Consider the following 11,908-nt stretch of genomic DNA (forward strand, 5'->3'; position numbering starts at 1 on the left):
TGAAGGGCTTAAACGTGGCTGGCAGATATGATGTGATCGTCCTCGGTGCGGGCGCTGCGGGGATGATGTGTGCCATCCGTGCCGGCCAGCGCGGGCGCTCTGTCGTCGTGCTGGATCACGCCGGTGCGCCGGGCGAGAAGATCCGCATTTCGGGCGGCGGCCGCTGCAATTTCACCAACATCCACGCCGGCCCGAAGAACTTCCTGTCGGCAAATCCACACTTTGCCAAATCGGCGCTTGCCCGCTTCACGCCGCAGGACTTCATCGCCCTGGTCGCGCGCCACGGTATTGCCTGGCACGAGAAAACGCTCGGTCAGCTCTTTTGCGACAACAGTGCAAAAGACATCATCCGCATGCTGACCGACGAGATGCGGGCAGCAGGTGTGCAGCTGCGATTGCGAACGGAGGTCGGCGATATCGAGCAGAGCGCCGCCGGCTATCGTGTCAGCACCTCCGAAGGCGTTTTCGAAGCGACGTCACTCGTCATCGCGACTGGCGGCAAGTCGATCCCCAAGATGGGCGCAACAGGCTTTGCCTATCGCATCGCCGAACAATTCGGATTGCCTGTCGTCGAAACCCGGCCGGGCCTTGTGCCGCTGACGCTCGATCCTCAGTTGCTCCAGCTGATGTCGCCGCTGTCGGGCATTGCAGCCCCCGCCGAGCTTCGGCACGGCAAGACGGCGTTCCGCGAAGCGCTGCTCTTTACGCATCGCGGCCTCAGCGGCCCCGCGATCCTGCAGATTTCCTCCTATTGGCGCGAGGGTGAGGATATCACCGTCGTCATCGAACCCGATATCGATGTCTTCGGACTTCTCAAAAGGGCTAAACAGGCCAATGGCCGCCAGTCGGCGCAAACAGCCCTTGCCGAGATTTTGCCGAAACGCCTGGCGCAGCACTTCGTCGAGAGCGAAGGCGTGGCCGGCAATATGGCCGATCAATCCGACAAGCGCCTGCAGCAACTTGCGTCGGCCATTCAGTCCTGGTCCGTCAAGCCGTCCGGTTCGGAGGGTTACCGGACCGCAGAAGTAACCCTAGGCGGCATCGACACCGCCTCTCTCGATTCCCGCACGATGCAGGCGAAAACCGTTCCGGGCCTCTTTTTCATCGGCGAATGCGTCGACGTCACGGGTTGGCTTGGCGGCTACAACTTTCAATGGGCCTGGGCGTCCGGCCACGTTGCGGGCGAGGCAGTTTGAGTTTCCATTTCAAGGCGTTATCGCAACTGTGACAAAATGGAACACACCTCTGGTACTCGCGTTTTCCTTTCTTACATCTTTCGTGAATACATTGGCAGTTGCCGAAAGTACCTTTTGGCGGTTATCGTGTCAGTGCGAAAATGGGAATATACTCATGAACAGAACAAAGCGTCGTGCTCGCGCCATTGCAATCGCTCAGACCCGTGACAATGCCAAACTCGTGGCAGCAAGACTTTTAATGTTGGCGACCGGCGTTACCGCTGCCTGCATCGCTCTGCTGGCCATACGCGGCCTCTGACAGCGCCGCAGAAGACACCATGCAGCCGTCGCTCGGCGGCGGCTTTCCTCGGCTCGGAACACGGGTGGCACCAACCATTCGCGGTGTTTTTACCGACGATACAACCTGCGCCGGCCCCCTTATCTGAAAATTAATTAATCGCACCCACAATTCGCGACGATTTCATGGGGCGCTCTACTGCACGTTAGAGCCGAAGCAATGATTGCTTCCCGTTTTTTACTCGGGAACCCCGCCTGCGAATATTTCAAGAACGATGGTTATACATCCGGTCAGCGCCGAGGTGGCGCCGATGGGGAGCGGTGTGTGAGAGGTTAGGACCACAATGTTCATTGATAAGATACTATCGCGTTTCAAGATCAAGACGAAGGTTCTCATATTCGTCCTTCCATTCGTCATCAGCATTTCCGCCGTCGGCCTCACCGGACTTTACGCGTCCGGGCTTCTGCAGGGGCGGATGGAAATCTCCAACAGCGTCCTGCAATCGCTAACCGGCTTCAAGAACCTCTATGGTTCGATGGACGACTTCCTGCGCATCACCAATACGCAACAGCGCGATAAGCTTTATGGAGACATCAAGTCCCAGCAGGGCGTGCTCAATACGACGCTCGGCCAACTCGGCCAGGAAGCGGATGGTCGCGACAACCTGAATCAGGCGATCACCAAGACCGCCGACATGGCCAACCTCGTCGGCAGATTGTGGACGCTGCACGAGCAGGAACTCGCGCTTCGCAAGACGATCGACGACGCACAGAAGGCGCTGATCAGCGCTCGCTTCAACGTCAATTTCAACAGCCAGCAGCTTGAGGATCAAGTACGGCAGGATCAAGCCGACGCGACCTCGACGCTGCGCTCTGCCGACCGCCTGCTGAAGGGCGGCGACCTGCTTGTCTCCGTGGCGGAAGATTTCAACAAGGCCGCGACGCCCGCCGACAAGATGAAGCTCCTCAAGGACCGGCTGACGGATCTGAACAAGGCGCAGCGCGCCATCGATCTCGCCCTGCCGCAAAACCAGAAGAGCGTCGTTCAGTCGCTGATTAGCACGATCAAGGATCTGACGGCTGCCACCGAAAGCGCCGATGCGCCGACCGACGACAGCGTTGCCAATGTCGGACGCCTCCTGTCGCGCTTCCGTCAGACCTCGACCTATACGCAGTTGACGGCGACGCAGATGATGCGTCAGGCGACCACGACCTTCGTATCGCTTGATGCCCGCGTGGCGCAAACGAACTCGATCCTCCAGGACACCCGCCGCCTGCAGGATTCGATCTATTCGCTGCAACTCGTCCTCGCCGAATTCAACGCCAATACGAACAAGGACAATCTTATTCGCTTGCGGCAGGAAATCTCCAAGCTCAACGGGGATATCGATACCCTCAACCAGAGCGCCCAGAGCATGGATTTTGCCGGCGATATCGATGCAGCCATTCGTCCGGCGATCCAGTCGATGGACGGCGCAGCGGTGAAGCTCGTCGACATCATCACGCAGCGGGTCGGCGAATATGCGGGCGCCCGCCAGCAGCTCGATCAGGTCTGGGGTCAGCTCACCGCATTTGCCGAGACGCAGAAGCAGAGCGCCGGCACCGAACGCGATCAGGCGAACTACATCTCGATCCTGGCAACCGCTCTCGGTATCATTCTCTCGGTCGCCGGCGGCATTGCTTTAGTTCTGACCTTGCAGCGCCCGATCGGCCAGATCACCGCCGCCATGCGCCGGATCGCCGATGGTATGCTGGAGACCTCGATCTCCGGCGAGCAACGTCATGACGAAATCGGCGACATGGCCCGTGCGCTTGGCATCTTCAAGGAAAATGCCATCTCCAAGATCCGCATCGAGGAGCAGAGCGACGAAGAGCGCGCCGCTGCCGAACACGAGCGTCAGCGCAACGACACGGAAAAGCGCGAGCTTGACCGGCAGATCGACTTCGCGGTCAGCGAGCTTGCCGCCGGTCTCGAACGCCTGGCCCAGGGCGATATCTCCGCCACCATCGAGACGCCCTTTATCGGCCGCCTCGAGCAGCTGCGTCAGGATTTCAACAGCTCGCTTGCTCGTCTGCAGGAAACGCTCAGCCAGGTGCGCAGCAATGTCGAGAGGATCCAGAGCAACGGCAACCAAATGGCCGCTTCCGCCGAGGATCTGTCGAAGCGCACCGAGCAGCAGGCGGCGTCGCTCGAACAGACTGCAGCCGCAGTCGATGAGATCACCGTCACGGTTCGCTCCTCCGCCGAGCGCGCCAAGGATGCTGACACCATCGTGCGCGAAGCCAAGCGCAGTGCCGATGATAGTTCCGTCGTGGTCGGCAACGCCATCGATGCGATGACGCGCATCGAAGACGCTTCCCACAAGATCGAGCAGATCATCGGTGTTATCGATGAGATCGCCTTCCAGACGAACCTGCTGGCGCTCAATGCCGGTATCGAAGCAGCCCGCGCAGGCGAGGCCGGCAAGGGCTTCGCCGTTGTCGCCATGGAGGTGCGTGAACTCGCGCAACGCTCCGCAGCCGCGGCGAAGGAGATCAAGGGGCTGATCAACAAGTCGACCCAGGAAGTCAACTCCGGCTCGCAGTTCGTGCAGGAAGCGGGTGCCGTGCTGGCGCAGATCAGCAGCCAGATCGTCACCATCAGCCAGCACGTCGAAGGCATTGCCCGCGCAAGCCACGACCAGGCGAGTGCGCTGCAGGAAGTCAACGCGTCGGTCAACCACATGGATCAGATGACCCAGCAGAACGCCGGCATGGTCGAGGAGACCACGGCGGCCAGCCGAGAACTGGCCAGCGAAGCCGACACACTGTTGCATCTCATCCAGCAGTTCAGGATCGAGGCCGGCTACGGTAGCGGCTATGCACGGCAGGAAGCTGCCTGATCGCAGCCAGTATCCTCGCAATCGTCACAGGCGGACCGGCGGACATCTCGCCGGTCCGCCTTTTTCATTGCTGCAACGAATGCGCCCAGGCCTGTGATCAGCCGTCCGGCCCAGACGACGAGGGCTGGAGGATCCATGCTGTAGTCGTGATAGAACAAGTCTTCGTTCCTGCGCCACCGCTCTTCGCGGGCTTGGGTTTGCAATTCGATGGCCTTGGCCAAAGCGATGCTGTCCATCATGAGACATCTCCATGTTGTGAGGCATCCCTTCAACTACACACACGAATTTGCTTTATAAATAGCCGTTTTCGCCCTATGTTTTTCACTCATGAAAAACACCGGTTGGGATTCCTATCAACTTTTCCTCGATGTCGCCCGCGGCGGCGGGTTGACGGGGGCCGTCGCTTCAAGCGGTCTCAGCCCCGCGACCATCGGTCGGCGGATGCTGGAGCTAGAGCAGCAGATCGGCCGGCCGCTCTTCGAACGCAGTCAGGCCGGCTATACACTGACTGGTGACGGTCAGGCGCTGTTCGATCAGTTGCTGGAAATGGAGGCGGCCGCCCGCAAGGTGGATAGCTGGCAACGCGATGCGCAGGGCGGCGCGATCGTCCGTATCGCAGCCGGCACCTGGGTTGGATGGTTGCTCAGCCAGAATATGCCTTCCATCTGCTCGGAACGCGACGGGTTTCGCATCGATCTGCATCTGGGCGAACGCCGCGCGAGCTTGGCCCACCGCGAAAGCGATATCGGCATCCGCGCCTTTGAACCCGAGGAGAGCAATCTTGCCGCCATCAAGACCGGTGATGTGGCCTATGCCGCCTATCAGGCGCGCAACATGCGCTTTGCCGGGCCTCAGCGCTGGATCGCCGTCGCGGAGGAAGAGGCGATCTCGGCCTATCTGCGCTGGCCCTATCAGAACAAGCGGGAAGGGATCGCCTTCACAGTGAGCCGGCCGCGTTCGATGTACGACCTCGTCCTGGCCGGATCGGGTATTGCCGTTCTGCCCTGCTTCGTCGGGGATCAGGAGCCGAGGCTGGAACGGGCAGGCGAGGAGATCGCTTCGTTGCGTCACCGGCAGTGGATCGTCATGAACAATGCGGATCGTCATCGCCGCGAAATCCGCACCGTCGTCGATCGCATGGCCCGACTGCTGAAAAGCCATTCGGAGTTGTTTGCCGGCAAGCGTCCGACCTACGCTTGAGGCTCGGTTGGGCAAGCTCTCCCCAACCATTCGCCACTCTTACGACGCTGACCGGCAAATCCGCGAAAGAGGAAGGGGTCATGCTTTTCCCCTTGTCGCCTTCCGATTTCCTTTCTAGTCTAACGGGAAAAACAGAGGGTTGGGTGTCGCCACGATACCCTTGAACGTATCAGGAGAGATTATGAAGTCCATGTTCGCTAGGCTTGCAGCAACGGCTTTCACGGTCGTTTCGCTGGCAACCGTCGCTCAGGCAGAAGACAAGGTCGTCAATATCTACAACTGGTCGGATTATATCGATGACTCGATCCTGTCCGATTTCACCAAGGAAACCGGTATCAAGGTCGTCTACGATACCTTCGATCAGAACGAGACGGTGGAAACCAAGCTTCTCGCCGGCAAGACCGGTTATGACATCGTCGTCCCGACGGCCTATTTCCTCCAGCGCCAGATCAAGGCGGGGGTCTTCCAGAAGCTCGACAAGTCCAAGCTGCCGAACATCACCAACATGTGGGACACGGTGCAGCAGCGCATCGCCACCTACGATCCCGGCAACCAGTACGCGATCGACTATATGTGGGGCACCAGCGGCGTCGGCTACAATGTCGACAAGGTGAAGCAGATCCTCGGCTCCGACGAAGCGCCCGACATCGACATCGTTTTCGATCCGAAGCTCGCTGCCAAGTTCAAGGATTGCGGCATCTATATGCTGGACTCGCCGACCGACGTCATTCCGGCCGCTTTGCGCTATCTGGGTCTTGATCCGAACTCGACCAAGCAGGAGGATTTCAAGAAGGCCGAAGATCTCTTGACGGCGGTCCGCCCCTTCGTCCGTAAGTTCCATTCCTCGGAATACATCAATGCGCTTGCCAACGGCGATATCTGCGTAGCTTTCGGCTATTCCGGCGATGTGCTGCAGGCACGCAACCGCGCCGCGGAAGCAAAGAACGGCGTGAAGATCAGCTATTCGATCCCCAAGAAGGGCGCGCAGATGTGGTTCGACGTCATGGCGATCCCGGCCGATGCGCCGCACGTCGCTGAAGCGCATGCCTTTCTCAACTATATCATGAAGCCGGAAGTCATCGCCAAGGCCAGCAACTTCACTGCCTATGCCAATGGCAACAAGGCATCGCAGCAATTCGTGAGCAAGGATGTGCTGGAGGATCCCGCTGTCTACCCGACCGATGCGGTCCGCGAGAAACTGTTCACCCTCACGCCTTGGGACTCCAAAACGCAGCGCGTGGCAACGCGCTTGTGGACAAAGGTCACCACAGGCCAATAATTCGAAGCGGCCCGGACGGCAACGTCCGGGCCTTTCCTTAAGAGAATAGTTTCAGAATCGCGAGCGCTCCGAGAAGGGGGGAGGCGCGCTGAAACATATTCGGGAAAAGAGTGCAGCGGCTTTCCGTCCGAAATGCACAAACAAACAAGAAGAATGGGGGTTTCCGTGCCTCGATGGAAGGCGGAAATGCTCTCGGAAAGCCCGTTCAGGGCGTCCATTTGGGGATAGATGATGAAGTCACTCGGTAATATCCGGCGTTCCTTTGCTCCTTGGACCGATCCTTCGGCCAAGCCGTACATTTCCTTCAAGAACGTGACGAAGAAGTTCGGCGATTTCACCGCCGTCGACGACCTCTCCCTGGATATCTACAATCGTGAATTCTTCGCACTCCTTGGTGCATCGGGCTGCGGCAAGTCAACGCTGCTGCGCATGCTGGCAGGCTTCGAGCAGCCAACGACGGGTGAAATCGTGCTCGACGGCCAGAACCTTGCCGGCACGCCGCCCTATCGCCGCCCCGTCAACATGATGTTCCAGTCCTATGCGTTGTTTCCGCATATGTCGGTGGAAAAGAATATCGCCTTCGGCCTCAGGCAGGATGGCATGCCGAAGGCGGAAATCGACGATCGCGTCGCGCAGATGCTGAAGCTCGTCAAGCTCGAGCAATTTGCCAGGCGCAAGCCCAACCAGCTTTCCGGCGGTCAGCGCCAGCGCGTGGCGCTTGCCCGCTCGCTTGCCAAACAGCCGAAGGTGCTGCTGCTCGACGAACCGCTCGGCGCGCTCGACAAGAAGCTGCGCGAAGAGACGCAATTCGAGCTGATGGATCTGCAGCAGAGCCTCGGCCTCACCTTCGTCGTCGTTACTCACGATCAGGAAGAGGCGATGACCATGGCGGACCGTATCGCGGTCATGAGCCATGGCAAGGTGGTGCAGGTGGCGACGCCTGCCGAAATTTACGAAGCGCCCAATTGCCGCTTCGTCGCCGACTTCATCGGTGATGTGAACATACTCGACGGCAATGTGACCTCCGCGCACACCGGCATCGTCGAAATCGCTGTCGATTCAGCCTTTACCCTGCGCGCAGCGACCAGCGATGTCCCGAGCGAGGGAAGCCGCGCCAGCATCGCAATCCGGCCGGAGAAGCTGCGGGTAACGCCGCGCCCACCCGCCAACGCCTCCGTCAATGCTGCCGAAGGTGAAATCTGGGATATCGCCTATCTCGGCGACATGACCGTCTTCCATGTGAAGCTGAAGAGCGGGCAAGTGCTCAAGGCCTCGTCGCTGAATGCCGTTCGCGCCGTGGAGGAACCCTTTGCCTACGATCAGAATGTCTGGGTATCCTTCGACGAAAATGCCGGCGTGCTGCTGAAGGACTGACCATGAAAGCGCTCGGCTCTTCCATCTATCAGCGCCTGGTCATCATCGTTCCCTATGCCTGGTTGCTGATCTTCTTTCTGGCACCCTTCCTCATCGTCTTCCGCATCTCGCTGTCGACGAAGGCGCTGTCCGTGCCTCCTTACGATCCGTCATTCGCCTGGGCCGACAGTTTCAGCGACTGGTGGGATAAGCTGCAGACCATGTCGTTCGACAACTATGTGTGGTTGACGGGCGACCCGCTCTATATGAACGCCTACCTGCAAAGCCTGCAGATCGCCGGCATTTCGACCCTATTGACGCTGATCATCGCCTATCCCATCGCCTACGGCATGGCGCAGGCACCGCGGACGATCCGGCCGACGCTGCTGATGCTGGTCATCCTGCCCTTCTGGACGAGCTTCCTCATCCGCGTCTATTCCTGGATGTCGATCCTCAGCACAACCGGCCTCCTGAACCAGCTGTTGACGGCGCTCGGCATCATCCATGAGCCGCTCGTCATCCTCAACACCAATACCGCCGTCTACATCGGCATGGTCTATTCCTATCTGCCCTTCATGGTGCTGCCGCTTTATTCCGCGCTGGAAAAGATGGACGGCACGCTCATCGAGGCGGCGCAGGATCTCGGCTGCACGCCGATCGGCGCCTTCTGGCGCGTCACCTTTCCGCTTTCGCTTCCCGGCGTTATCGCCGGTTGCATGCTGGTCTTCATCCCGGCTGTCGGCGAGTTCGTCATTCCCGACCTGCTCGGCGGCTCGGAAACCCTGATGATCGGCAAGGTGCTCTGGACCGAATTCTACAGCAACACCGACTGGCCACTGGCCTCGGCGGTGGCGACCATCCTGCTGCTGGTGCTGGTGGTGCCGATCGTCTTCTTCCAGCATTTCCAGGCCAAGGCCGACGAGAAGGGGAGATAATCGATGATCCGCTGGTCTCGTTTCAACATTGTTTCCGTCACGCTCGGTCTGGCCTTCCTCTATCTGCCGATCCTGCTGCTGGTCATTTACTCCTTCAACGCCTCTCGCCTGGTCACCGTCTGGGGCGGCTTCTCGACGCAATGGTACGTGCACCTCTTCAGCAACGACACGATGCTGAGCGCCGCCTGGCTGACCGTGCGCATCGCGCTCTTGTCGGCGACGATCGCGACCGTGCTCGGCACGCTCGCGGCGCTGACGCTGGTGCGCTACACGCGCTTCCGCGGCCGCATCCTGTTTTCCGGCATGATTTATGCACCGCTCGTCATGCCTGACGTGATCACCGGCCTGTCGCTGCTGCTGCTCTTCGTCACGTCGGGGGTCGATCGCGGTTTCTGGACGATCGTGATGGCGCATACGACACTGACCATGTGCTTCGTCGCCGTCGTCGTGCAATCGCGTCTGCTGACCTTCGATCGCTCGATCGAGGAGGCCGCAATGGACCTCGGCGCGCCGCCCGTGCGCACCTTCTTCGAGGTGACGCTGCCGATCATCGCGCCAGCCGTGTTTTCGGGCTGGGTTCTGGCGCTCACGCTTTCGCTCGATGATCTGGTCATCGCCACCTTCTCATCCGGCGCCGGCGCCAAGACGCTGCCGATGCTGATCTACAGCCAGGTCAAGCTTGGCGTGACGCCTGAGATCAATGCCGTCTGCACCATTCTGATCGGCGTCGTCGCGAGTGGCGTCATCTGCGCCTCGATCGTGACCAAGCGTCGCGAAGTGCAGCGTCAGAGGGACGAGCAGGCGGCAGCCGCAGGACGATGATCGGCAGTCTCGCTCACGGGCGCAGCGGAAAACTACTGCTGCGAGGGCTGTTGCGGCTTTTGCAGCAATGTCGTCACCGGCGAAACCACCGGATTCGGCCAGCTGCCACCGAGGAAGAAAGGCAGCATCGGCAACTCGTCCGCATCAGTGGGCAACGTAGCCTCGAGGGCACCCGACAGAGCCAGGCCATTGGTGCGGAACGGAACAACCCCGTTCAAGGTGATGGTCTCGTTGCGGCCGGCAATCGTCGCGTTCTGAACTTCGGCAGAGCCCTTGGCAAAGGTTGCATCGACTTTGACACTGTCGAAGTCGAAGGACGCATCGGCAACGTCGCCCATCCGGAAGAAGGCCTTATCGGCCGCCAGGGACCTGAACGACGAAAGGTCGAGTTCGCGGAAGGATCCGGCCGACGAGGTAAAGTGCATCTGACCGGCAACGTCGCTCAACGTGGCGACCCAGATCGGCTTGGTCGTGCTGAGCGCCAGATCGAGAGACCCGGTCGTGGTCAGCGGCAGCGGTCCCGGCAGCTTGAGCCGGGTGAAGAGCCCACCGAAATCCGCGTTGCGGATCGATATCTGCAGCTTGCCGCCGCCGTCGAAATCGCCGGGAGCGACCTCCAGATGCGCCGTCAGCGATCCACCCTCGAAGCCGCTGTCGCCGATATCGAACTTCGCCTTGCCGCCGGCCACCAGCAGGCTTGCGCCGATATTGTCGAACTGGAACGGACCGAGCGCGGCCTTGTTGGAAGAGAGCCGCATATCGAGGTCGAGACGCTGCAGCGGATTGCCATTCAGAAGCGCATTGATGGCGGTCTCTGCGGCAAGGCGCATCGAGAAGGCGGCCAGGAACGGATTGAGGTTCATCTGGTCGAAGGCGAGCGTGCCCGAGATCTTGGGCTTTCCGGTCGTCGTGTAGCTCATGTCCATGACGCCGGAGGCGGCCGAGTCATTGACCTTGAAGTTGAGATTGTTGAAACGCAGGCTCTTGTCGACAGCCACCACATCGGCATTGAGCGAGACGTTCTTGAGAGCGTCGGCCGCAGGCAGGCGCTGGCCGCTCCATGCCAGGAAGGAGGGCACATTCGGTACATTGAGGTCCAGATTGCCCGAGAGCGTCGAAAAGTCCGATAGGCTGATGATCCCGTTATAGGCCCAGCTGATCACCGGTGAAGAGAAACTTGTCTTGGCATTGACGCTCTTGCCGGCAAAGAACAGCAGTGGTTGCTCGGAATCGAAGTTGAGCTTGATGTCCTGGTCGTTGAAGCGCGCGAGGACGACGGCGGTCATTCGCTGCGAGAGCCGCGGCCAGGAAATGTCGGCATTGACGCCGTTCATCTTGTAAACATTGCCGCTGCGATCATCCGTCATCTCGACGCTGCCGTCCTCGATGGTCAGCGTGCCGATGGCGGCATCCTGATCCTTTCGCATCGGCACGGTCTGATCCGAGGAGGTCTCCGCCTGTTCGATCGCTTTCGACAGGCGGCCTTCATTGGTCCAGTCGATCAGACCGTTTTCGTCGCGGCGGATGTAGATGACGGGGCGGAGGAAATGGAACTCGTGAAAATGCGCATGTCCGCGGATTGCAGGCAGCAGCGAGAAATCCGCGGAAAGACTGTCGACATGGCCGAGCACCTTGCCGCTCTTTGCCGGTTCGCGAATGGTGACCTGGTTGAGCGTTATGCGCGGCGTCGGCCAGAATTCCAGTGTCGGGTCGCCCTCGATCTGCGCCCTGTATCCCGTCCAGTCCGAAAGCGCCTTCTCGATGCCGGAACGGACAAGTCCGCTGGAGATCAGGAAGGGTGCGGTAGCCCTGAAGACGGCAAAGACGATGAGGAGGGTCAGAAGAACGATGCCGGTGGTTCGGACAAACGCAGGCAACCATCGCGAGACCGATCGCATCGTCAACCACCACTTATTGTTTCGCGACGTTCTCATATCCCGTGGAAACTCTCAACCTGATTGGGAT

General features: G+C 59.9%; 10 protein-coding genes. 8 read left to right on the top strand and 2 right to left on the bottom strand.

Annotation, left to right across the window (positions count from 1 at the left end; translation table 11 throughout):
* The first annotated feature begins 14 nt into the window (after window positions 1-14).
* The 3 genes from GGD46_RS00075 (at window position 15) to GGD46_RS00085 (ending at window position 4,354) form a co-directional block, all read left to right on the top strand.
* On the top strand, window positions 15-1,196 hold the full coding sequence (locus tag GGD46_RS00075; protein WP_184700600.1) for an NAD(P)/FAD-dependent oxidoreductase: 1,182 nt from the start codon (window positions 15-17) through the stop codon (window positions 1,194-1,196).
* Window positions 1,197-1,350: 154 nt separating this feature from the next.
* Window positions 1,351-1,494 carry a hypothetical protein gene (locus GGD46_RS00080; protein ID WP_184700602.1) on the top strand — a complete coding sequence of 48 codons (144 nt, stop codon included), beginning with the start codon at window positions 1,351-1,353 and terminating at the stop codon, window positions 1,492-1,494.
* 322 nt (window positions 1,495-1,816) lie between these two features.
* On the top strand, window positions 1,817-4,354 hold the full coding sequence (locus GGD46_RS00085; protein ID WP_184700604.1) for a methyl-accepting chemotaxis protein: 2,538 nt from the start codon (window positions 1,817-1,819) through the stop codon (window positions 4,352-4,354).
* On the opposite strand, the gene GGD46_RS00090 is transcribed toward GGD46_RS00085, so the two are convergent.
* Window positions 4,330-4,593, bottom strand: a complete 264-nt coding sequence (locus tag GGD46_RS00090) for a hypothetical protein (RefSeq protein ID WP_184700606.1) — start codon at window positions 4,591-4,593, stop codon at window positions 4,330-4,332. The genes GGD46_RS00085 and GGD46_RS00090 overlap by 25 nt on opposite strands.
* An 88-nt stretch (window positions 4,594-4,681) precedes the next feature.
* Between GGD46_RS00090 and GGD46_RS00095 the strand changes: the two genes are divergently transcribed.
* The 5 genes from GGD46_RS00095 (at window position 4,682) to GGD46_RS00115 (ending at window position 9,943) form a co-directional block, all read left to right on the top strand.
* Entirely contained in the window at window positions 4,682-5,554 is an 873-nt protein-coding gene (locus GGD46_RS00095; protein WP_184700608.1) for a LysR family transcriptional regulator, read from the top strand.
* Between the two features lie 181 nt (window positions 5,555-5,735).
* Window positions 5,736-6,833 (top strand): polyamine ABC transporter substrate-binding protein, encoded by a 1,098-nt coding sequence (locus GGD46_RS00100; RefSeq protein ID WP_184700610.1) that lies wholly within the window; start codon window positions 5,736-5,738, stop codon window positions 6,831-6,833.
* Window positions 6,834-7,064: 231 nt separating this feature from the next.
* A complete protein-coding gene (locus GGD46_RS00105) occupies window positions 7,065-8,207 on the top strand; it encodes an ABC transporter ATP-binding protein (protein WP_184702168.1) in 1,143 nt (380 codons plus the stop codon).
* Window positions 8,208-8,209: 2 nt separating this feature from the next.
* Entirely contained in the window at window positions 8,210-9,121 is a 912-nt protein-coding gene (locus GGD46_RS00110) for an ABC transporter permease subunit (RefSeq protein ID WP_184700612.1), read from the top strand.
* Window positions 9,122-9,124: 3 nt separating this feature from the next.
* Window positions 9,125-9,943 (top strand): ABC transporter permease subunit, encoded by an 819-nt coding sequence (locus tag GGD46_RS00115; protein ID WP_184700614.1) that lies wholly within the window; start codon window positions 9,125-9,127, stop codon window positions 9,941-9,943.
* Between the two features lie 32 nt (window positions 9,944-9,975).
* On the opposite strand, the gene GGD46_RS00120 is transcribed toward GGD46_RS00115, so the two are convergent.
* Window positions 9,976-11,877: an AsmA-like C-terminal region-containing protein gene (locus GGD46_RS00120; protein WP_184700616.1), complete on the bottom strand. Its 1,902-nt coding sequence runs from the start codon at window positions 11,875-11,877 to the stop codon at window positions 9,976-9,978.
* Between the last annotated feature and the right edge of the window lie 31 nt (window positions 11,878-11,908).

This window comes from Martinezella lusitana (genome assembly GCF_014207095.1).
GTDB classification, from domain to species: Bacteria; Pseudomonadota; Alphaproteobacteria; order Rhizobiales; family Rhizobiaceae; genus Rhizobium; species Rhizobium lusitanum_B.